Origin of the sequence: Mycobacterium canetti CIPT 140010059 (assembly GCF_000253375.1) — a bacterium.
In the GTDB taxonomy this organism is placed as follows: domain Bacteria; phylum Actinomycetota; class Actinomycetes; order Mycobacteriales; family Mycobacteriaceae; genus Mycobacterium; species Mycobacterium tuberculosis.
The window spans coordinates 674,765-696,946 of record NC_015848.1; the positions used below are offsets into that span (position 1 = coordinate 674,765).

The following is a 22,182-nucleotide window of genomic DNA, read 5'->3' on the forward strand; positions in this document are numbered from 1 at the left end:
AGTCGGTGGCTGTCAGCTGGCCGGCGAAAGTCCGGCGCCGGGATGGAACGCTGGTGCCGTTCGACATCGCGCGGATCGAAGCAGCGGTGACGCGGGCAGCGCGCGAGGTGGCTTGCGACGACCCCGATATGCCGGGCACCGTAGCGAAAGCCGTCGCCGACGCACTCGGGCGCGGTATCGCTCCCGTTGAGGACATTCAGGACTGCGTGGAGGCCCGGCTGGGGGAAGCCGGTCTGGATGACGTGGCCCGTGTTTACATCATCTACCGGCAGCGGCGCGCCGAGCTGCGGACGGCTAAGGCCTTGCTCGGCGTGCGGGACGAGTTAAAGCTGAGCTTGGCGGCCGTGACGGTACTGCGCGAGCGCTATCTGCTGCACGACGAGCAGGGCCGGCCGGCCGAGTCGACCGGCGAGCTGATGGATCGATCGGCGCGCTGTGTCGCGGCGGCCGAGGACCAGTATGAGCCGGGCTCGTCGAGGCGGTGGGCCGAGCGGTTCGCCACGCTATTACGCAACCTGGAATTCCTGCCGAATTCGCCCACGTTGATGAACTCTGGCACCGACCTGGGACTGCTCGCCGGCTGTTTTGTTCTGCCGATTGAGGATTCGCTGCAATCGATCTTTGCGACGCTGGGACAGGCCGCCGAGCTGCAGCGGGCTGGAGGCGGCACCGGATATGCGTTCAGCCACCTGCGACCCGCCGGGGATCGGGTGGCCTCCACGGGCGGCACGGCCAGCGGACCGGTGTCGTTTCTACGGCTGTATGACAGTGCCGCGGGTGTGGTCTCCATGGGCGGTCGCCGGCGTGGCGCCTGTATGGCTGTGCTTGATGTGTCGCACCCGGATATCTGTGATTTCGTCACCGCCAAGGCCGAATCCCCCAGCGAGCTCCCGCATTTCAACCTATCGGTTGGTGTGACCGACGCGTTTCTGCGCGCCGTCGAACGCAACGGCCTACACCGGCTGGTCAATCCGCGAACCGGCAAGATCGTCGCGCGGATGCCCGCCGCCGAGCTGTTCGACGCCATCTGCAAAGCCGCGCACGCCGGTGGCGATCCCGGGCTGGTGTTTCTCGACACGATCAATAGGGCAAACCCGGTGCCGGGGAGAGGCCGCATCGAGGCGACCAACCCGTGCGGGGAGGTCCCACTGCTGCCTTACGAGTCATGTAATCTCGGCTCGATCAACCTCGCCCGGATGCTCGCCGACGGTCGCGTCGACTGGGACCGGCTCGAGGAGGTCGCCGGTGTGGCGGTGCGGTTCCTTGATGACGTCATCGATGTCAGCCGCTACCCCTTCCCCGAACTGGGTGAGGCGGCCCGCGCCACCCGCAAGATCGGGCTAGGAGTCATGGGTTTGGCGGAACTGCTTGCCGCACTGGGTATTCCGTACGACAGTGAAGAAGCCGTGCGGTTAGCCAGCCGGCTCATGCGTCGCATACAGCAGGCGGCGCACACGGCATCGCGGAGGCTGGCCGAAGAGCGGGGCGCATTCCCGGCGTTCACCGATAGCCGGTTCGCGCGGTCGGGCCCGAGGCGCAACGCACAGGTCACCTCCGTCGCTCCGACGGGCACCATCTCACTGATCGCCGGAACCACCGCGGGCATCGAGCCGATGTTCGCCATCGCGTTCACCCGCGCCATCGTCGGCCGGCATCTGCTGGAGGTCAATCCGTGCTTCGACCGACTGGCCCGCGATCGGGGCTTTTATCGTGACGAGCTGATCGCCGAGATCGCTCAGCGTGGCGGAGTCCGTGGCTATCCGCGGCTGCCTGCTGAGGTGCGGGCCGCGTTCCCGACCACGGCGGAGATCGCGCCGCAGTGGCATCTGCGCATGCAGGCCGCGGTGCAGCGCCACGTCGAGGCCGCCGTGTCCAAGACGGTCAACTTGCCCGCCACCGCGACGGTCGATGACGTCCGCGCCATCTATGTGGCCGCCTGGAAGGCAAAGGTCAAGGGCATCACGGTGTATCGCTACGGCAGCCGGGAAGGACAGGTACTGTCCTACGCCGCGCCGAAACCGCTACTGGCGCAGGCTGACACGGAGTTCAGCGGCGGCTGTGCGGGCCGCTCCTGCGAGTTCTGACGGCGGCTCCCATGGCGCGAGCAGACGCAGAATCGCACAAAATCAGCGATTTTGATGCGATTCTGCGTCTGCTCGCGCAGGGATCGCAGGGATCACCCCGGCCGGCTAGCGGTTTAGCCGCTTGGGCCTGGGCCGCACAAGTGGTCGATGAACCAATCGCACGCCAGCTTGGCAACCTGTTCCAGCGTGCCTGGTTCTTCGAATAGGTGTGTGGCGCCGGGGACCACGGTGAGTTGGCATTTCCCGGGTATTACCGCTTGTGCTCGTTGGTTCAGCTCGAGGACCACCTGGTCGCGTCCACCCACGATCAGCAGCGTCGGTGCCACCACGCTCCCCAGCGAATCACCCGCGAGATCGGGCCGGCCGCCGCGGGACACCACCGCCCGCACGTTCACGCGCGGATCGGCGGCCGCGACCAGCGCCGCACCCGCTCCCGTGCTGGCGCCGAAGTAGCCGACCGGCAGCGATGCGGTGTCGGGCTGGGTGGCCAACCAACCGGTCACGTCGATGAGTCGGGAAGCGAGCAGCTCAATGTCGAAGACGTTGGCGCGGTTGCGTTCTTCTTCGGGCGTGAGCAAGTCGAATAACAGCGTCGCAAGTCCGGCCCCGGTCAAGACCTCTGCAACGTACCGATTGCGGGTACTGTGCCGGCTGCTGCCACTGCCATGTGCGAAAACCACAATTCCCCTGGGTTTTTCGGGGACAGTCAGGTGCCCTGCCACCGGTACTGGGCCGGCAACGACCTGGACCTCCTCATCGCGAAGCGGTGGGTCAGCGGCGGCATCGATCGCACCTGCCTCGGCGAAGTCGCGGTGAGCACGATCCAGAAACGCCACCACCTCGTCGTCGGAGGTCTGGGTGAAGTTGCGGTAACCCTGCCCGACGGCGAAGAACAACGCCGGCGTCGCCAAACACACCACCTCATCGGCGTACCCGGCGAATCTCGCCACGATGTCGTCTGGGCCGATCGGGACCGCCAGCACCACCTTGTCCGCACAGTGCGCCCGGGCGACCTGGCACGCCGCCTTGGCCGTCGCTCCGGTGGCGATGCCGTCATCGACGATCACCGCGATCCGCCGGGTCAACGGGATGCGGTCACGCCCGCGGCGGAAGCGTTCCGCGCGGCGTTGTAGCTCGATCAGCTGCTTGCGTTCGACCGCGTCCATGGCGGCAGCATCGAGATGTGTCCCGCGGACGACGTCGTCGTTGAGCACCCGCACGCCGTCCTCACCGATGGCGCCGAAAGCCAATTCGGGTTGGAACGGCACGCCAAGCTTGCGCACGACCAGGACGTCGAGTGGCGCTTGCAGTGACTTGGCGACCTCAAAGGCCACCGGTACCCCGCCGCGCGGCAAGCCAAGGACGACGACGGCCTTGCCGGATAGCTGCGCCAGGCGTTGCGCCAACTGGCGTCCAGCGTCGCCACGATCGTCAAAGAGCTTCATCTGCCGAGTGTGTCGCCATCTGATGGCTCCAAATATGGAATTAGGTCCCTGGGCCGACTGACGACAGTCCCTCAGCGACCGGATTGCACATCCCGCCTTGTACGCTACTCCGCAAATCCCGGGCTTGCGTCCGCGGAAGCGAACTCGGCGGCGCTGCGGTGGTGGCTCACTTCGGCCGTGCGCACTCGGATCGACGGGCCGAGGGCGGCCGGGCCCGCGCGCTTCATAGGTCATCGGATTGAGGTGATCGACTCGGCGATGAGTGTTCGAAAGATGACTCAGTGGTGTGCCTTCCGTCGGTGAGCTGCACGACATATGTGCGGTCGTCGGCGTCGTACTCAACCGTGCCGCCCGAGACAACCATCCCAACCAACGCATTGCCGTCCTGGAAGTAGTACGCGTTCTTTTCTCGGCGCATGGAATCCAGGTGGCAACCGGGCACTATGAGGACGCCCCTGCGGGGATCGTCGGTGAGGACCAGAATCCGCGCGCCCCGTTTCTGGGCTAGGGGATGCTTCGTAGGCTTCCGTTGCCGCATGTGCCGCTTGATGGCGTGCTCACCCATTTTGGTTTTGCCCTCTCACTTGACGCTGCGTTGCCTAGCATGCCAACCGGCTAGCTTCGCGGAACGTGCTCCCCGGGGTACGGGCATTCGCCGGGCACGTGAATCAGTACTGCGCCGTCATCGACGATCCCGGCTTGACCGCGGCGATGGGCGGTGATGTATAGCCATCCGGGTTCGATGGTTTGCTTGCAGCGTGTACATTGCGGGTCGGCGGCCATGTGCTCCTCGCTTCCCTAGCCTCACGGTTTGCGCCGTCGGTCGACAGGCGAACTGCTCTTCGCCGATGTACGTCACTGCTTCGGCGGCTAAACCCCTTGTCCAGCACGACAAGTCCAACCGCGCCTGCGCCGGCGGAGTTTGGCCTCGTGCTCGGCTGGCGGTGCTCATGATGTCCCTCCGGAACTCGGGGTAACGGCAAGCTTTCGATGCGTCGGCAGTCCGAAATCTAGAGACGACGAACTTGTTGTTCTAGGGTCGTTTGGCCTTCGCCCCGACGACGTTGGACCCGGGGTGGGCTTCGGCCGTGTCGGCGTGCCGCAGCCGGGCGAGTTCGCCCACGATCCTGTCGCTGACCGCCACCGGATACGAGTAGCCGGTGTCCTCGAGCGAGCGCAGCTCCGGCGGGAGCGCGTCGATCTGCTGGCGGGCCCAGTCCCGCGCGCCGTCCAATGTGGGTGCATGCTGCCGGATGCGTCGGCCGTTGGTCATGATGGGCACCAGCAACGGGTCCCCGGGCAGGTTTTCACCGTGCTCGCCGAGCGTGTCGCCGCCGAAGACTCCGTGCTCGAGCTTACGGAACACCTGCTTGCGTCCCGGGTAGATCACCTTGCCGCTGGAGAACTTGGTGCGCCCGCTGCCGTCGTATGCCACCAGCTTGTAGGCCATGTCCAGCGCGGGCGCGTCTTGAGCCACGACGAGCTGGGTGCCCACGCCGAAGCCGTCGATCGGACAGCGGGCAGCCAAAAGCGCGGCGATGCGGTTTTCGTCGAGGCCCGACGACGCGAAGATCTCGACCTGCTCGAGACCGGCGGCGTCGAGCCGTGCACGGGTCGCCTTGGACAGCTCATCGAGGTCGCCGGAATCCAGCCGGACCGCGCGCACATCGAATCGATTGCCCAGCCGCTTGGCCAACTCGATGACGTGATCGACGCCGCGTAGCGTGTCGTAGGTGTCCACAAGCAGCATGGTGGCTGGGTAGAGCCGGGCGAACGCCTCGAACGCGGTCACCTCACTGTCGAAGGCTTGAACAAAGCTGTGCGCCATGGTGCCGAACGTCGGGATCCCATATTGGCGGGCCGCGAGCAGATTCGACGTGCCCGCAGCGCCCGCGAGATAACTGGTGCGCGCGACCTTGCAGGCCGCGTCGGTGCCGTGAGCGCGCCGCGCGCCGAAATCCACCACCGGTCGTCCGCCCGCGGCGGCGACCACCCGCGCGGCCTTGCTCGCGAGCACGCTTTGCAGATGAATCTGGTTCAGCACAAACGTCTCGACAAGCTGGGCCTCGATGATTGGCGCGATCAGCTGGACCGCGGGTTCGTTCGGAAAGATCACGGTTCCTTCCGGCGCGGCCCAGACATCTCCGGTGAAACGCACTCCGGCCAGCCACCTCAGGAACTCGTCGGAAAACTGGCCCAGGCCACGCAGGTAACGCAGATCCTGCTCGTCGAATCGAAACGCTTCGAGGAACTCGACCACATCGGCCAGCCCGGCGGCCATGATGTAGGACCTGCCAGGCGGAAGCTTGCGGAAGAATATCTCGAAAACCGCTGTGCCCGACATTCTTTCGGCCCAGTAGGCCTGGGCCATCGTCACCTCGTACAGGTCGGTGAACAGCGCGCCGACGTGTTGGCGGATCGCCATGGTTGCCGGTTACTCCTTGCTCGTTCGGTTGGCAGCGGGAACGACCTCCAGCAGGTTGTCGGGTCGAGTCACGACTCGAATCCCGAACCGGCGGCTGATGCGCTCAATGGTGTTGCGGAGCCATTCGGTGTCGGTCTGGGAGGCACGCTGTAGGCGCATCCGCGACACTCGCAGTGGAAGCATCTGCAGCGAGATCAGGTTCCCGCTGGCGGGATCGGTGACGGTCAGATACAGCAGTCGCAGTTCACTGCGGAACGACTCGTGCCCGCCGATGCCTTCGTAGTCGTCAACGACGTCACCGCATCCGTACAGGATCGGTTTACCGCGATATATCTCGATTGGCCGCGGATGGTGCGAGGAATGTCCGTGGACCATGTCGATGCCGGCGTCGATCAGCCGGTGTGCGAATGCGACGTCGCCGGGTGTGGTCGCATAGCCCCAATTGGATCCCCAATGCATCGAGACTATGGCGATATCACCGGGGCGTTTGTCCGCCAGCACCAGCGCCGCCACGTCGTCGGCGGTTTCGCGTTGCGACGAATCCCGGATCAACCACACTCCGGGCCGATCGCGGTGCGCGGCCCAGGATTCGGGGACGCCGCTGGACTTCGCCGCGACCGAGCCAACTATCACCCGGTGCTCATGGTCAACCGTTACCACCGCGGCGCGGCGAGCGGTGAGCAAATCGGCTCCCGCCCCGGCACCCTGAATACCCGCGCCGGCGAGAGCCGCGAGCGTATCGGTCAGCCCCTGGTATCCGAAATCGAGAATGTGGTTGTTGGCCAGCGCGCACACGTCCGGCCGCAACGCCGCCAGCGCCGGCACGTTGTCCGGGTGCATCCGGTAACAGACGGGCTTGCGGTCGGCGAATTCACCGTCGGCGGTGATTGTCGTCTCCAGGTTGATCAAGCGAACGTCGGTGCCGGCGTCGTCAAGGATCGCCAACACCTCGCCCCAGGGCCACCGCCAATCCACCGGGCGCCGAATCGGCCCGTTCACCCGCTCGGCCAGGCGGACATAGCCGGTCGCATCCCGCATATAGCGTTCGCGCAATTGCGGTTCGGCGGGATGGGGCAGGATCTGATCGACGCCACGGCCGAGCATGACGTCACCGCCCAGTGCCACCGTCACCACATCAGAATCGCCAGCCACCGCGGACCACCACCGCCTCAAGGCAATCGCCGTAATACACACCCTATGGCGTACATTGCACGTCATACGATCGGTCCGAAGACAGCTCCATGGGTGGGGCCGAAGGTCCTCAAGACCGCGCCCAAAGGTCACATTGCCCGCGACAAACCGTGCCTACCCGCCGGCGAGGGGCCCGTTGGTAGGTGGCTACCAGGCGTATTCGGGCAGCTTGAAGTCGTCACGCACGCTGCCGGCGAACAGCGTTGCCAGCGGGCCGAAGTTCATCGTGCGCATCGCAACGTTGCGAAACCACAGGCCGAATCGGGTTCGCGTGGCGAAAAACCAAATGAACCTCGCCGCACTGGCTTGCTTGCCCTCGATGAAGGGACGCAGGCGCGCCTCGTAGGCGTCGAAGGCGCGTCGGTGGTCCCCCCCGGCGCGTGCGAGCTCCCCGGCTAGCACGTAGGCCTCGGTGATCGCCAGGCCGGTGCCCTCGCCGCCAAGCAGCGAGATGCACCCGGCCGCGTCGCCGATCAGCAGCACCCGACCGCGTGACCAGCGGTCCATCCGGATTTGGCTGACCACGTCGAAGTACAGGTCCTCGACGGTGTCGAGCGCGGCCAGAATGTCCCGGCTTTCCCAGCCCACGTCGCCAAATTGGTTGCGCAGCTCATCTTTTGGTGCCACGCCAGGGTTGTCATGTTCGGCGCGGAAGACGAACAAGAACATGGTGCGGTCGCCGCGCAGCGCGAAACGCGCCAGCTGTCGGTCGACGGTGTTGTAGAGGACATAGCTGCGCTCGTCGCGGGGCCGGTAGCCGTCGACCACGCAGGCCGCGACCTTGCAGCCCAGGTAATGTTCGTAGTTTTGCTCTGGCCCAAAGACCAGCCGGCGCACGTTGGAGTGCAGTCCGTCGGCGCCGATGACCAGGTCGAAATCGCGCGGCGCGGACCGTTCGAAGGTGAGCCGAACGCCGTCGCTGCGCTCGTCGACGGTGGCAATGCTGTCGTCGAAGATCGTTTCCACCCGGTCTTCGATCGTCGTGTAGATCGCGGCAGCGAGATCGCCGCGCGGCAAGCTGGTGAAGTCTTCGCCGACCATGCGGCGAAAGACGTCGACGCTCAGGTCGGCTTTGACCTTGCCGGTGGGACCGACGGAGCGGACGCGTTCCATGTGGTAACCCGCCGCTGCGATCTGGTCCGCTATGCCCATCCGCTTGGCCACCTGGTAGCCGACGCCCCAGAAGTCGATCATGTAGCCGCCGGTGCGGAACTTCGGTGCCCGCTCGATCACCGTCGGGGTGTGGCCGGTGCGCCGCAGCCAGTGGGCGAGCGCCGCGCCGGCCACGCCGGCCCCGCTAATCGCTACTTTCACACTGCAATTGTGCCCTTCGGCATGAGTGCAGAACAACCCGGCAACCGACCGAGCCTGGCGACTGCCGACCGCTTGCGCGGCATCATGCCGCTAGGTATCGGCCATTGCGATCGGCAAACGTCGGCGCGCCACCCGGGTAGCATCGGCAAGCGAATCTCACGCGCGGAATCGCCGCGCCTGCCGAAGGGTTGCAATGCCGACCAGTGACAACCCCGTGCCGCGGGGACGGATCCGGCGGACCATGCCGTTGGCCGGTTTCGCGGCTCGGGCCGCGGGCGGGCGGATCGTCGCCGGTCTACGGGAGAAGACCGGCGATACTGGAGCGGTGGCGCGCTTCCACGAGCGCACCGCGCAACGCTACTCGCAGCTACTGGGCCGCTCCAAGGGCGTGCTCATGAAGGCAGGTCAGATTCTGTCCGTGGTGGACACCAGTTGGCTTGGCAATGGCGAGTTTTCCAGCTACCAGGCGGCGCTGTCGCACCTGCAGGCCGATGCCCCGCCGATGGACGCGGCCCTGGCGCGTGAGGTGCTGCACGGCGATCTCGGCCTATCGGCGGAGGAGCTGTTTGCCGACTTCACCGACGAGCCGATGGCGGCCGCCTCCATCGGGCAGGTACATCGCGCCGTCCTGCACGACGGTCGACAAGTGGCGGTCAAGATTCAATACCCGGGCGCGGCCGAAGCCATCCACGACGATCTGGCCAACACCGAACTGCTCGCGGCCTTCCTGCGGCTGGTTGCCTCGGCGTCGGGCGCCGTTCTGCAAACCGATTTCAGAAAGGCCGCCCGCGAAATCGCCGCCCGCATCGGCGAGGAGATCGACTACCGCCATGAAGCCGCCAACATCACGGCGTTCAGCGAGCTTTACCGCGACCACCCGTTCATTCGGATCCCGGAGGTCATACCGGAGGCATCCGGTGACCGCGTGTTGACCATGACCTACCTCGATGGAATGGATTGGGCCGCGGCGCAACTCGCCGACCAGGAGCTGAGGAACACGTGGGCTGAGGTAATTCTGCGTTTCGCCACCGGCTCGGCCCGCCACGCGAATCTGTTTCACGCCGATCCGCACCCGGGCAACTACCGCTTCCGCCCCGACGGGCAGGTCGGCTTCGTCGACTTCGGTTGCGTCAAGGTGGTGCCCGAGCAGTTTCGCCGCAAATACCTGCACACGGTGCGCGCCGCACTGGACGGACGCAGCCACGAGCTGCGCGAGCTCATGGTGGAGGCCGGATTCCTGACCGCCGATTCCAGGCTGACCAGCGACGAGGTGTATCGGTGGTGGGCCGACGTGCTGCACGAGGCGCTGGCCCCCCAGCCGGTCACCTATTCCCGAGACACCTCCCGCCGGGCGATCCGCGCACTGATTCCCTTGTCACCCGAGCACCCGGTTCGGCGGATGTCACTGCCCGACGATCTGGTTTTCCTGTCCCGGATCAGCCTCAACGTCAACGCGATATGCGCCATGCTCGGGGTCACCGTGCACGCCCGGTCGATCCCGGATGACATGGACGGCGTCGCCGAACCGATGACTCCGCTGGGCAAGCAGCATCGCGCGTGGGTGCGCCAGCGCGGCCTGCCCTTTGGATTGGACCCTCATGACCATCCGTAGCGCAACTGGGCCTCGGTTGCCGTGGGATGCCGCCGATCCCTACCCGTTCTACGAGCGGCATCGCGGCGTCGCCGACCCAGTGTGGGACGACACCGCGCAGGCCTGGCTGGTCTTCGGCTATCACGCGGCCCAGCAGGTGCTCGGCGGACCGGGATGGGCCATCGATCCCCTGGCCAACCCCAACGCCGGGCTGGCCGTGGACGCCGCCAGCAGCGAGTTGTTCAAACGGTCCATGCTGTTTGCCGACGGCACCGAACACCTTCGGCTGCGCGGGGCGGTGCGCGACGTTTTCACTCCGTCCTTCATCACCGGTCTCACCGCCGGCGTGGAAGCAATCGCCGCGGCGGTGATCGACCATCCACGCACGGCCACCGTATTCGACTTCATGACAGAAATTGCCCTGCCGTTGCCGCTTGCTGTGATGGGTGAGTGGCTCGGGTTGGATGTCGAGAGCTCGAGGCTTTTCCGCACGCTGTCGTCGGCGACTATCCGGATTTTGGTACCGCTGGCCACTGCCGAAGAGATCCAGACTGGTGCGGCAGCCTTGACGAGACTGGTGGCGCATATCCTTCCGCTGGCCGCCGACCGGCGGTCCAATCCTAGCGACGATCTGCTCAGCTTCATCGCCGCCGATCCGGACCTGCAGCTCGATGAGGTGGTGATGACCGCGCTCAACACCGCCGTCGGCGGCCACGAGACCACCGCATACCTGCTGGGGACCGCCGCCATCCGACTGTTCACCCCGCGAGCGGACGGCAACCGCATGCTCGACGAGCTCGACCCAGCCGATCCGTCGCTGATCACCGAACTGCTCCGGCTGGAAAGCCCGATCCAGGCGACCGCGCGCACCGCTACCCAGATCCAGCGGATCGGCGACACCGAAATCGCGCAGGGCCAACAAGTCATCGTGGTGATCGCCGCCGCCAATCGTGATCCGGCGGTGTTCGACGAACCCGACCGGCTGCGGCTGGGCCGGCGCGGGCCGGCGCCACTGGCTTTCGGGCACGGCCCGCATTACTGTCTGGGCGCCGCGCTGGCGCGACTGCAAATTTCAGTGGCGCTACGGCGGATCGTCGCCCGCAATCCCGTCGTCTGCGGCGCGGCGAGCTGGGATAGGAGCCCAGCCCTTCGCGGGCCGGTCAGCCTGCCGATGAGGTTCATAGGTCCTTAGGGCGAACCCGATCGAGGATCCGCAATGGCGCGCCGCGGCGAGGCGCGCATCGTGGTGCTCGAGGCGCAACCCCTCCACCGGCAGGCCCAGGAGTATCGGCTCATCGACGCGGCGACAGGCGAATTCGAGCGGGGCCGGGTGCGGCTGGCAGACCTGGTCAGCCGCCAGCCATGGGCCGAAGATGTGCCGGTTCAGGTGTCGGATGACCATAGCCATAGCGGTCAATGACCTCGCCCCAGCGCTGCGTGACGATCGCGCGCTGCTCGGCCGTCAGCTCATAGCTGTTGGTCTGGTATTCGGCGTGGTCGGCCAGGTATCGTCGCAGGCGCGGCAGGTAGCGCTCGAAGCCGCCTAGTTCCAAATGATCGTATAGTCGGCGCAGCTGCTCCTCGGGGTCGGCGATCAGATCCTCGTAGCGCAATTCGTAAAAGCGGGACGGGTCAACGAGTTTACGCCCTTCGTCCAACTTTCGGTACAGGTCGACGTAGGTCGACAGCACTTGTTCGTCCAAGCCCGCGAACGTGGGCCGTTGCAGGCCGTGCTTGCGATACAGCGACTTTCGAAGATGGACGGTCGACGGGTAGACGACATACGGATCCCTGACGATGTGGATGAACTTCGCCTGCGGAAACAGGTCCAACAGCACCTTGATCCGGAAGCTATGCGGCGGGTTCTTGAGGATCACCCGCTTTCGACGACGAAAGTACACCTGCTGAACGAACCGGAAGAGGCTCTGTTTCCACGCTGCCAGTTCGCGCGATGTCAATTGCTCCAAATCCAAATACCGCAAATCTTGCGGTGGCCGGTTCGGGAACGCAATGGTCAGATACAGCGACGGCTGCCCCAGCATGCACAGCACGAACTCATCTTCCTGCGGGTGCCGCAAACTCAGCTCCATGTTGTCCATCACCCGGTGCTTCGATACCAGGAATTCCGCCAGCGGCGCAATCCATTCGGTGAGCAGGAAATGGTGTGGCACCAGGCATTCGTAGCTGGTGGGACCGGTGTGGCGTTCGTCGAGGACCAACAGTTCGTGCAGCAGAGTGGTGCCGGTGCGCCAGTGCCCGACGATGAAGATCGGCGGCTCGACAATCACCGTCTTGGCCACCCGCTTGCCGAATAATACTTTCTGCCACAGCCCCAAATAGGAATGCAGCGCGCTGAGCACCGTGTAGAGCACCACGAAGTGCCAGCGACTCCAGTGCACGGCGAAACGGTTACGGATCAGCAGCCGCATCCACGCGGAGAAACTGCAACCGATCCACAGGGGGGCAGCCCACTCCTGCCGCCAGGCACGCAACGCCGACGGACGTAACGCTCGCATCAGATCTGAGATGGGCCCGACGCGGGTGTGCGGCGGGTCACGGAGACCCGCAGCCGGGTCAGGCCACGAAGGTTCGCGTTCGTCGACCATCTGGGCGGCTCGACCACCTCGATCCGCTCGATGTTCTCGACGATCTCGCGAAGGACCGCCTGACCCTCCATCCGGGCCAACTGTGCCCCGGGACATGAGTGGATGCCGGAGCCGAACGCCACATGCGCGGTCGGGTTGCGGTCGGCGCGAAAGACATCGGGGTCGTCGAATTGACGTGGGTCTCGGTTCGCCGCACCCCACGCCAGCAGCACCAGGGAACCTTTAGGGATGACGGCGCGGCCGACGGGATAGTCGACACGCGTTGTGCGGCAGATATTTTGGATCGGAGACGCAAAGCGAAGTTGCTCCTCGATGGCCGACGGGATCAGCTCCGGCCGCTGCGCGAGGAGCCGAAGCTGATCTGGCCAGCTGGCCGGCGTGAGGAATAACGTGCTGAGCAGGTTGGCGGTGCTCTCGTAGCCGGCCACCAGTAGCAACACCGCGAAGAAGAACAGTTCCTCATCGCTAAGCGCACCGTCATCGGCCTGCGCGGCCAGCCTCTCCAGAACGGTTTCCACCCGCAGCGGTCCGTCGTGGCGTAACCGCTGGGTGAAAAACGCATGCAGGTGCCGAAACCCGTTGAAGGTCCGCGCAAGCGAGAACAGCCCGGACGCTGACAGGTTGATATTGGTCATCCGAGCCGCCTGGCTGGACCAGTCTCGGAATGCCGCCTGGTCCGGACCCGATACGCCGAGAATGTGGGTGATGGTGCGCATCGCGATCGGCGCGGCCACGGTGGAGACCACGTCGGCGCCCGCCTGGGTCATCAGCCTGGCGATCAGCTCTTGGGCAAGTTGGTCGATCGTTGGACGCCAGGATTCCAAGGCGCTGCGCGTGAACGCCGGCCGCAGCTGCTTGCGCATCCGAGTGTGTTCCGGCGGGTCGGACGTGGGCAGGAACGGCAGCTGCAGCCGCGAATAAGTGACTCCGCCCGCACTGGACAACACATCGTGGTTGCGGGCAGCCGCGCGGACGTCTGCATATCGGCTCAAGATGTAGACGTCGCGCTTGGGGTTGTAGTGCACCCGCGGGCCCGCCAGAAGCGCGCGGTAGTGCGGGTACGGGTCGTGGGCTACGGTGGGGTCGAACGGGTCAAAGTCGGTGATTGCCACATGCTTCGGGTCATGCTCGACAACCAGTTTCGACCGTGCTTTTCGGGCGAGGGTGAGCGCGAGTGTTTTGGCCAGCATGGGCGCATACAGGCGCGCCAGTTGGACGTCGCGCCGTAGCGTCGCGCTCACGGGAAGGCTAACGCGAGAAGACGCGCGCCAACGCACGGATTCACCGGGTTTGGCCGCGCCCTTCAGAGCCAACGCTGGCCGCACGCCGCGATCGAACGGACATCCGCCCTGTGCCACCTCAGCCGATGGGTGTTCGGCGCTGGACCGCGTTGCCGTCATAATCCCCCGGATTTCAGGCGGGTGAGGTTCTCGGAATCACAGCAAGAATAGCTGCGCGCGTCGCGATCGGTGCGCAGTTCGGGAAACTGTTTGCATTGCAAAGAGACGGCCAAGCGCTAGGAAGGCCGACATGCGAGGGCTCTGGACATGCTGCGATGACTGCGATCTACCTCGCCTACAACGCGAGCAGCCCGATCGATCGGCGGGTAGCCGACGTCATGTACCTGTTGCTGCACGAGGCGTCCGGCAAACCATCCAGCAACCATTCGCCACCCATTGATCAATACGTTAGCGTGCGCTAACGTATTGGCGTGTGCCCGACATGCTGGAAGTCGCGGCAGAGCCAACCCGGCGCCGGCTGCTACAGCTCCTGGCACCGGGTGAACGCACCGTTACCCAGCTTGCGTCGCAGTTCACGGTCACCCGTTCGGCGATATCGCAGCACCTCGGCATGCTCGCCGGAGCGGGATTGGTTACCGCCCGCAAACAGGGCCGGGAACGGTACTACCGGCTCGATGAGCGCGGGGTGCTGCGGCTTCGTGCGCTCATGGAGTCCTTCTGGAGCGACGAGCTGGACCGTCTTGTCGCCGATGCCGCCCACTACCCGCCGTCACAAGGAGACTGTGCCATGCCGTTCGAGAAAGCGGTCGTCGTGCCCTTGGATCCGACCAGCACCTTCGCGCTCATCACCCGGCCCGACAGGCTTCGGCGCTGGATGGCCGTCGCCGCGCGTATCGAGCTGCGCACCGGTGGCGCTTATCGCTGGACGGTGACTCCGGGGCATAGCGCGGCTGGCACCGTCATCGACGTCGACCCCGGCAAGCGGGTGGTCTTCACCTGGGGTTGGGAGGACCACGGCGACCCCCCGCCGGGCGGGTCGACGGTGACTATCACGCTGACCCCGGTCGACGGCGGCACCGAGGTCCGGCTGGTCCACGACGGGCTGACCGCGCAGCAGGCCGCCCGGCACGCCAAAGGGTGGAACCACTTCCTGGACCGGCTGGTCGTCGCCGGCCAACACGGTGACGCCGGTCCCGACGAATGGGCCGCGGCGCCCGATCCGCTCGACGAATTATCTTGTGCCGAAGCAACATTGGCCGTTCTTCAGCACGTACTGCGCGGGATAGGCGCCTCCGACCTGACCAGGCAGACACCGTGTACGGAATATGACGTTTCGCAACTGGCGGATCATTTGCTGCGCTCGCTGGCGATCATCGGCGCTGCGGCGGGCGCGCAGCTGGCGCCCCGCGATGTGGACGCGCCACTGGAAACCCAGGTGGCCGACGCGGCGCAGGCCGTGATGGAAGCCTGGCGGCGGCGTGGCTTGGCGGGCACGGTGGAGCTGAACTCGGACCAGGTGCCTGCGACGGTGCCGGTCGGCATCCTGTGCCTGGAATTTCTGGTCCACGCTTGGGATTTCGCGACTGCCACCGGTTCTCAGGTGATCGTGGCCGAGCCGGTGTCGGAGTACGTACTGGCGGTGGCCGGCAAGGTCATCACCCCGGCAACCCGTAACTCCGCGGGCTTCGCCGCGCCGGCGGCGGTCGGATCCTTTGCCCCAGTCCTCGATCGCCTCATCGCCTTCACCGGTCGCCAGCCGACCGCAGGCCACGTGTCCGCCACCTAACGAAAGGATGATCATGCCCAAGAGAACCGAATACAGGCAAGGCACGCCGAACTGGGTCGACCTTCAGACCACCGATCAGTCCGCCGCCAAAAAGTTCTACACCTCGTTGTTCGGCTGGGGTTACGACGACAACCCGGTCCCCGGCGGCGGTGGGGTCTATTCCATGGCCACGCTGAACGGCGAAACCGTGGCCGCTATCGCACCGATGCCCCCGGGTGCACCGGAGGGGATGCCACCGATCTGGAACACCTACCTCGCGGTGGACGATGTCGATGCGGTGGTGGACAAGGTGGTGCCCGGGGGCGGGCAGGTGATGATGCCGGCCTTCGACATTGGCGATGCCGGCCGGATGTCGTTCATCACCGATCCGACCGGCGCTGCCGTGGGGCTATGGCAGGCTAACCGGCACATCGGAGCGACCTTGGTCAACGAGACGGGCACGCTCATCTGGAACGAACTGCTCACGGACAAACCGGATTTGGCGCTAGCGTTCTACGAGGCTGTGGTTGGCCTCACCCACTCGAGCATGGAAATGGCTCCGGGCCAAAGTTATCGGGTGCTCAAGGCCGGCGACGCGGAAGTCGGCGGCTGTATGGAACCGCCGATGCCTGGCGTGCCGAATCATTGGCACGTCTACTTTGCGGTGGATGACGCCGACGCCACGGCGGCCAAAGCCGCCGCAGCGGGCGGCCAGGTCATTGCGGAACCGGCTGACATTCCGGCGGTGGGCCGGTTCGCCGTGTTGTCCGATCCGCAGGGCGCGATCTTCAGTGTGTTGAAGCCCGCATCACAGCACTAGGGAGCATCCCGGGCAGGCGCGCCGGCCGGCAGATTCGGAGCACCCGCCGTTGCCCTCCCGCGACCCTGCGGGAGAGGATGAGGAATGGTCGGCTATGTGGATGTTCGGGCATACGCCGAGCTCAACGAGTTCGTGGAGCTGCAGGCGCGCGGTCTGACGGTGCGCCGGCCGTTCCGCGGCCATCAGACGGTCAAGGATGTGCTGGAGGCGATGGGCATTCCGCATACCGAGGTGGATCTCATCCTGGTGAACGGCTATCCCGCGGATTTTTCCTACCGGCCGGCCGCCGGTGACCGCATTGCCGCCTACCCCATGTTCGAGGCCCTCGACATCGGGTCGACCGCCTGGCTTCGGCCGGTGCCGTTGCGTAACCCGCGCTTCGTCGTCGATGTCAACCTCGGCCAGCTGGCGCGGCTGCTTCGGCTGCTGGGCTTCGACGCATGGTGGTCGAGTGCCGCCGATGATCCGACGCTGGCCGATATCAGCCTGGGCGAGCAGCGAATTCTGCTGACCCGCGACCGCGGCCTGTTGAAGCGCAAGGCAATCACCCATGGTCTGTTCGTCCACTCCCAGCACCCGGAGGAGCAGGCGCTCGAGGTGTTGCGGCGGCTAGACCTCAACGGGCGGCTGGCACCGCTATCCCGGTGTCTGCGGTGCAATGGTGAGCTGGCCGCGGTTGCCAAAGACGAGGTGATCGGCCAGCTGAAGCCGTTGACCCGCAGGTACTACGAGTCATTCAGCCGCTGCTCCGGTTGCGGGCGGATCTACTGGCCGGGATCACACCACGCAAGGTTGGTTCGCCTCGTCGAACGACTGCGGGACCAGCTAACTACTTCGACCTGACCCGCCCGGCGGCGCGCGCGTCGATCGTCACCAGCTGACACGCCGAAAGTGCAACCACGGCGGCATCGAGCGGCGTGTCGCCGCCACCAATGCACGTTCGGCGCGGCCGGCGCACGCTCGGCGCGGAGCTACGAATTATCCGCCGGAGTCAACCGAACGGCTACCAGCTTGAGCCGGTCCACCGCCTCGGCGAACTCCTCGAGCGTGGGTATGCGCCGGTCGCGGAAGCTCAACCCCAGCATGCGTTGGCCACGCTTGACGCCATAGGCCTGTGCGGCGCGCAGGAAAAGTTCAGAAACGACCGCACGGTCCCGGATGAGCTCGCCACGCATAGCGGTCGTCTTGCCGTCGTAGACGACCTGGGCGGCGGCACCGTCGGAGAAGTTGTGCTTCCAGCCGGCCTCGGTCAGCGCGTAGAGGTCGTTGTCGATGACGTGCGCGCTCAAGGGAATCGAGAAGTGCCGCCCAGTCTTTCGCCCGGTGAAGCTCACCACCATCAGCTGTGTGCGTAGCGGGCCGGCAAGCGGGGTGTGCAGCAGGGAGCGCAGGATCGGGTTGACGAGGCGAAGGAGGGCCGCCGGTGGGTGTGCGATGTCTACCGCATACGACTGATCTGTCATGCCTTCACCGTAGATCCGATCGGGGTTCGCGGCTACGCCGACAAGTTGGTGACGCAACAAGATATATGGCGCCACCGGTAGTACCATACGTATGTGGACAAGACGACGGTCTACCTGCCGGATGAACTCAAGGCGGCCGTGAAGCACGCCGCTCGGCAGCGCGGAGTCTCCGAAGCGGAGGTAATCCGGGAGTCCATCCGGGCGGCGGTCGGCGGCGCCAAGCCGCCGCCGCGCGGGGGTCTATATGCGGGTTCGGAGCCCATCGCGCGGCGAGTCGACGAGCTGCTGGCTGGCTTCGGTGAGCGGTGATCGTCGACACGAGTGCGCTGCTTGCCTATTTCGACGCCGCCGAGCCAGACCACGCCGCAGTGTCTGAGTGCATCGATAGCTCCGCAGACGCGCTCGTCGTATCCCCTTATGTTGTAGCGGAACTCGACTATCTCGTCGCCACCCGGGTAGGTGTCGATGCCGAGCTCGCCGTCCTGCGTGAACTCGCCGGCGGGGCTTGGGAGCTCGCCAACTGCGGTGCCGCCGAAATCGAGCAGGCCGCCCGCATCGGCAAGAAATACCAGGATCAGCGGATCGGGATCGCGGATGCGGCCAACGTCGTGCTGGCCGACCGATACCGCACGCGCACGATCCTCACCCTGGACCGTCGGCACTTCTCGGCGCTGCGGCCGATCGGCGGTGGGCGCTTCACCGTCATTCCGTAAACCGCGACCGATTCGGTGCTGCACCGCGGCGTGTTCGTCTTCCGCGTGCGATCCGTCCCTTAGGGCGTGATGGTCGTCTGCTCGTCGATGACGTTGGCGGCGTCCATCAACGTCATCGTCTCGTCGTCGAGCGCGTCGGCGTTGAGTTGAAGCACGAACACCGCACCTTGGCTGGGAATCACCACCGTCTTCTGCGCGACGGTCCGCAACTTGCCGTTCTTGCTGTACGAACCACCGAGCTGCCATGCTGAAAAGCCGCCGAGCGTGGCTGCACTTCCGTCGCCGCTGCCTTGGAAGCCGGGCAGGTTTTTCAACTCGCCGGGTGCGAATTGGAGGACCTTCGCGGGGTCGATGTCACCGGTGAGTTTGGAGAGGATCGCAACGATGGTGGGGGGATCGTTGGGATCGGCGGGCTGGGTGTAGACGATGCCGCCATAGGGTGCGCGGGAGCTTTCCGGAAGCAGCCGCCAATCGTCGGGCACCGGCAGGTCGATGGTCGGGGAGCCGGGGTCGCCGTGGTGCACTGGGGTCTCCTGGATGTGGTTGTCCCGGATATAGTCGGCGATGGTGTAGTTGGGCCCCGCTGCCTGAGCCGAGGTGGTTGCCGACGTAGTCGTTGTCGACGTCGTGGTTGGCGACGTGGTTGGCGCGCTGTCGGTCTTGATGTTGAAACTGCAGCCAGCCAGTGCCAGGCTCAGCGCCACCGTGGCGACGGCCGCCGTGAAGTGCTTCATTGCGCGCTCCCGAAGATTGGACCGGCACTTCCGGCCGGTGAGGTCGGATTGAGACTAGTCCAACTGGTGTGCGCGCGACCCTATCACTGCAATCCCATCTCGATTGACCGCAAAACACCGCGGGAACAGGCGTCTATGCAGTAAGAGACAGCTATGCGGGCACGCAGGTTGCGCAGAGCCCTGGCCGCGCTCTTGGCGGTGGCGGGTCTGTTTGTTCCGTTCATCGTTGGCGTGCCCACGGCCTACGACGGTGAGCCGGTGTTCGTCGCCATTCCGGTCGAGCACGTCAATACGCTCATCGGCACCGGCACGGGAGCCGCGATAGTGGGGGAGATCAACAACTTTCCCGGCGCCTCGGTGCCGTTCGGCATGGTGCAGTACTCGCCGGACACCGTCGACAACTACGCCGGCTACGACTACGACAACCCGCATTCCACCGGATTCAGCATGACGCATGCGTCGGTGGGCTGCCCGGCGTTCGGCGACATCTCGATGTTGCCGACGACCACCCCGCTCGGCTCGCAGCCGTGGAGCGCCTGGGAGGAGATCGCCCACGACGACACCGAGGTCGGCGTGCCCGGCTACTACACCGTACGGTTCCCCGGTACCGGGGTGATCGCCGAGCTCACCGCCACCACCCGCACGGGTGTCGGCCGGTTTCGCTACCCCCGCAACGGGTGGCCGGCGCTGTTTCACGTGCGCTCCGGCGCATCGCTGGCGGGAAACTACGCCGCGACACTGCGGATCGAGGACAACACGACGATCACCGGTTCGGCGACCAGCGGCGGGTTCTGCGGCAAGAAGAACCTGTACACGGTGTACTTCGCCATGAAGTTCAACCAGCCGTTCAGCTCGTATGGCACCTGGGACGGCTACGCCGTCTATCCCGGTTCACACAGCGTGAATTCGAGTTACAGCGGGGGATATGTCGAGTTTCCGGCCGGCTCGATGCTCGAGGTGCGGACCGCCCTGTCCTACGTGAGCGTGGACGGGGCGCGAGCCAACCTGGACGCCGAAGGCGGAGCAAGCTTCGACGACATCCGTGCGGCGACATCGAGCGAATGGAACGCCGCGCTATCGCGAATCGCGGTGGCCGGCAGGGGTCCTGGCGACGTGGACACCTTCTACACTTGTCTTTACCGGTCACTGTTGCACCCCAACACCTTTAACGACGTGGACGGACGTTACATCGGATTCGACGGTGTCATCCACAGCGTTGCCAGTGGGCACACCCACTACGCCAATTTCTCCGACTGGGACACCTACCGCAGCCTCGCCCCACTGCAGGGACTGTTGTTCCCGCAACGGGCCAGCGACATGATCCAGTCGTTGGTGACCGACGCGGAGCAGAGTGGTGCGTATCCGCGTTGGGCGCTGGCGAATTCCGCAACCGGCATGATGAGCGGAGACAGTGTGGTACCGCTCATCGTAAACCTCTACGCCTTCGGCGCCAGGGATTTCGACCTCAAATCCGCGCTGCACTACATGGTGAATGCAGCGACCCAGGGCGGTGTCGGACTTGACGGTTTCCTGGAGCGGCCGGGAATCGCCGCCTATCTGAGGCTCGGCTATGGACCACAAACGGCGGAATTCCGCGCCAACGGTCGTATCGCCGGCGCCTCGGTCACGCTGGAGTGGTCGGTCGATGACTTTGCCATCTCCCGATTCGCTGATTCGTTGGGCGATACCGCAACTGCCGCCGTCTTCCAGAACCGGTCGCAGTATTGGCAGAACCTGTTCAATCCCACCACCGGCTATATCTCGCCCCGGAGCGCGGCCGGTTTCTTCCCCGACGGTCCCGGGTTCGTGGCATACCCCTCGGGCTTTGGGCAGGACGGATACGACGAGGGCAACGCCGAACAATACCTGTGGTGGGTGCCGCATAACGTGGCCGGTTTGGTGACCGCGCTTGGTGGCCGCACGGCCGTCGTCAAGCGGCTCGACCGCTTTACCAAAAAGCTCAACGTCGGCCCCAACGAACCCTATCTGTGGGCCGGTAACGAGCCCGGTTTCGGGGTGCCCTGGCTGTACAACTACATCGGCCAACCGTGGAAAACCCAGCGGACGGTCGACCGGGTCCGCGGCCTGTTCGGCCCGACACCTGGCGGTGCGCCGGGCAACGACGACCTCGGCGCCCTGTCCAGCTGGTATGTCTGGGCTGCCCTTGGCCTGTATCCGAGCACCCCGGGAACCACCATCCTGACCGTGAACACACCGCTTTTCGATCGCGCCGTGATCGCGCTCCCCACCGGAAAGTCCATTCAGATCACCGCGCCGGGCGCATCCGGGCGGAACCGCCTGAAGTACATCGACGGCCTGACCATCGACCGCCAACCGAGCAACCAGACGTTTCTTCCGGAGTCGATCGTGCGCACCGGAGGCGACCTGACCTTCTCGCTCGCCGGCACACCCAACAAGGTCTGGGGAACCGCGGCGTCTGCCGCGCCGCCGTCATTCGGTGCGGGCAGCTCGGCGGTGACGGTAAATATCGCCCAGCCCATCATCGGGATCGTGCCGGGAGCGACCGGGACCGTGACCGTCGACGCGCAACGGATGATCGACGGCGTCGACGACTACACTGTCACCCCAACGTCCTACGTTGTTGGGATTGCGGCGGAACCGTTATCCGGGCAATTCGACGATGACGGAGCCGTGAGCGCGTCGGTCGCGATCACCGTAGCTCGATCGGTGCCGTCGGGGTATTACCCGATCTATGTCACCACCAGCGCCGGGGATAGTGCCCGGACATTGATCGTGCTGGTCGTGGTCGCCGAGGCGGTGGAATGATCA

The 22,182-nt window shown here is 65.5% G+C and carries 19 protein-coding genes and 1 pseudogene; 11 read left to right on the plus strand and 9 right to left on the minus strand.

The window, feature by feature from the left end:
• Positions 1 to 5: 5 nt before the first annotated feature.
• On the plus strand, positions 6 to 2,084 hold the full coding sequence (locus tag MCAN_RS02970; RefSeq protein ID WP_014000296.1) for an adenosylcobalamin-dependent ribonucleoside-diphosphate reductase: 2,079 nt from the start codon (positions 6 to 8) through the stop codon (positions 2,082 to 2,084).
• 113 nt (positions 2,085 to 2,197) lie between these two features.
• Here MCAN_RS02970 and MCAN_RS02975 read toward each other — a convergent pair whose 3' ends face one another.
• The 5 genes from MCAN_RS02975 to MCAN_RS02995 form a co-directional block, all read right to left on the minus strand.
• Entirely contained in the window at positions 2,198 to 3,529 is a 1,332-nt protein-coding gene (locus tag MCAN_RS02975) for a phosphoribosyltransferase (RefSeq protein WP_014000297.1), read from the minus strand.
• 223 nt (positions 3,530 to 3,752) lie between these two features.
• Positions 3,753 to 4,094 carry a hypothetical protein gene (locus MCAN_RS02980; protein ID WP_014000298.1) on the minus strand — a complete coding sequence of 114 codons (342 nt, stop codon included), beginning with the start codon at positions 4,092 to 4,094 and terminating at the stop codon, positions 3,753 to 3,755.
• 468 nt (positions 4,095 to 4,562) lie between these two features.
• The gene (locus MCAN_RS02985; protein ID WP_014000299.1) at positions 4,563 to 5,954 is read right to left on the minus strand and encodes a nicotinate phosphoribosyltransferase; all 1,392 of its coding nucleotides are present in this window, start codon (positions 5,952 to 5,954) and stop codon (positions 4,563 to 4,565) included.
• Between the two features lie 9 nt (positions 5,955 to 5,963).
• Entirely contained in the window at positions 5,964 to 7,106 is a 1,143-nt protein-coding gene (locus tag MCAN_RS02990; protein ID WP_014000300.1) for a CapA family protein, read from the minus strand.
• A gap of 186 nt (positions 7,107 to 7,292) precedes the next feature.
• The gene (locus tag MCAN_RS02995; protein WP_014000301.1) at positions 7,293 to 8,459 is read right to left on the minus strand and encodes an FAD-binding domain; all 1,167 of its coding nucleotides are present in this window, start codon (positions 8,457 to 8,459) and stop codon (positions 7,293 to 7,295) included.
• A gap of 193 nt (positions 8,460 to 8,652) precedes the next feature.
• Here MCAN_RS02995 and MCAN_RS03005 point away from each other — a divergent pair, with 193 nt between their 5' ends.
• The 3 genes and pseudogenes from MCAN_RS03005 to MCAN_RS20970 form a co-directional block, all read left to right on the plus strand.
• Complete coding sequence (locus tag MCAN_RS03005) at positions 8,653 to 10,071, plus strand: ABC1 kinase family protein (protein WP_014000302.1); 1,419 nt, start codon at positions 8,653 to 8,655, stop codon at positions 10,069 to 10,071.
• The gene (locus MCAN_RS03010; RefSeq protein ID WP_014000303.1) at positions 10,058 to 11,242 is read left to right on the plus strand and encodes a cytochrome P450; all 1,185 of its coding nucleotides are present in this window, start codon (positions 10,058 to 10,060) and stop codon (positions 11,240 to 11,242) included. The genes MCAN_RS03005 and MCAN_RS03010 overlap by 14 nt, the downstream gene beginning before the upstream one ends.
• A gap of 36 nt (positions 11,243 to 11,278) precedes the next feature.
• Positions 11,279 to 11,470, plus strand: a pseudogene (locus tag MCAN_RS20970) (DUF3556 domain-containing protein); the annotation flags it as partial.
• Here the strand turns inward: MCAN_RS20970 and MCAN_RS03015 are convergent.
• Positions 11,400 to 12,566, minus strand: coding sequence for a sulfotransferase family protein (locus tag MCAN_RS03015; RefSeq protein ID WP_014000304.1), 1,167 nt, complete (start codon positions 12,564 to 12,566; stop codon positions 11,400 to 11,402). The pseudogene MCAN_RS20970 and the gene MCAN_RS03015 sit on opposite strands and share 71 nt — an antisense overlap.
• Entirely contained in the window at positions 12,566 to 14,056 is a 1,491-nt protein-coding gene (locus tag MCAN_RS03020) for a cytochrome P450 (RefSeq protein WP_014000305.1), read from the minus strand. The genes MCAN_RS03015 and MCAN_RS03020 overlap by 1 nt, the downstream gene beginning before the upstream one ends.
• 155 nt (positions 14,057 to 14,211) lie before the next feature.
• On the opposite strand from MCAN_RS03020, the gene MCAN_RS22665 reads away from it, so the two are divergent.
• From MCAN_RS22665 to MCAN_RS03035, 4 genes are all read left to right on the plus strand, one after another.
• Positions 14,212 to 14,358 carry a hypothetical protein gene (locus MCAN_RS22665; RefSeq protein WP_158309793.1) on the plus strand — a complete coding sequence of 49 codons (147 nt, stop codon included), beginning with the start codon at positions 14,212 to 14,214 and terminating at the stop codon, positions 14,356 to 14,358.
• A 20-nt stretch (positions 14,359 to 14,378) separates the two neighbouring features.
• On the plus strand, positions 14,379 to 15,683 hold the full coding sequence (locus MCAN_RS03025; protein ID WP_014000306.1) for a TIGR03086 family metal-binding protein: 1,305 nt from the start codon (positions 14,379 to 14,381) through the stop codon (positions 15,681 to 15,683).
• Positions 15,684 to 15,696: 13 nt separating this feature from the next.
• On the plus strand, positions 15,697 to 16,482 hold the full coding sequence (locus MCAN_RS03030) for a VOC family protein (protein WP_014000307.1): 786 nt from the start codon (positions 15,697 to 15,699) through the stop codon (positions 16,480 to 16,482).
• Positions 16,483 to 16,566: 84 nt separating this feature from the next.
• Complete coding sequence (locus MCAN_RS03035) at positions 16,567 to 17,325, plus strand: Mut7-C RNAse domain-containing protein (protein WP_014000308.1); 759 nt, start codon at positions 16,567 to 16,569, stop codon at positions 17,323 to 17,325.
• Positions 17,326 to 17,453: 128 nt separating this feature from the next.
• Here the strand turns inward: MCAN_RS03035 and MCAN_RS03040 are convergent, their stop codons facing one another.
• Positions 17,454 to 17,945, minus strand: a complete 492-nt coding sequence (locus MCAN_RS03040; RefSeq protein WP_014000309.1) for a mycobacterial cell wall protein Rv0580c — start codon at positions 17,943 to 17,945, stop codon at positions 17,454 to 17,456.
• Between the two features lie 93 nt (positions 17,946 to 18,038).
• Between MCAN_RS03040 and vapB26 the strand changes: the two genes are divergently transcribed.
• Together vapB26 and vapC26 are read left to right on the plus strand one after the other, a co-directional pair.
• Entirely contained in the window at positions 18,039 to 18,254 is a 216-nt protein-coding gene (gene vapB26 / locus MCAN_RS03045) for a type II toxin-antitoxin system antitoxin VapB26 (protein ID WP_014000310.1), read from the plus strand.
• The gene (gene vapC26, locus MCAN_RS03050) at positions 18,251 to 18,658 is read left to right on the plus strand and encodes a type II toxin-antitoxin system toxin ribonuclease C26 (protein WP_014000311.1); all 408 of its coding nucleotides are present in this window, start codon (positions 18,251 to 18,253) and stop codon (positions 18,656 to 18,658) included. Before vapB26 ends, vapC26 begins: the two co-directional genes overlap by 4 nt.
• Positions 18,659 to 18,717: 59 nt before the next feature.
• On the opposite strand, the gene lpqN is transcribed toward vapC26, so the two are convergent.
• Positions 18,718 to 19,392: an envelope biogenesis lipoprotein LpqN gene (gene lpqN, locus MCAN_RS03055; protein WP_014000312.1), complete on the minus strand. Its 675-nt coding sequence runs from the start codon at positions 19,390 to 19,392 to the stop codon at positions 18,718 to 18,720.
• 153 nt (positions 19,393 to 19,545) lie between these two features.
• Here lpqN and MCAN_RS03060 point away from each other — a divergent pair, with 153 nt between their 5' ends.
• Positions 19,546 to 22,179 (plus strand): GH92 family glycosyl hydrolase, encoded by a 2,634-nt coding sequence (locus MCAN_RS03060; RefSeq protein WP_014000313.1) that lies wholly within the window; start codon positions 19,546 to 19,548, stop codon positions 22,177 to 22,179.
• The last annotated feature ends 3 nt before the right edge of the window (positions 22,180 to 22,182 follow it).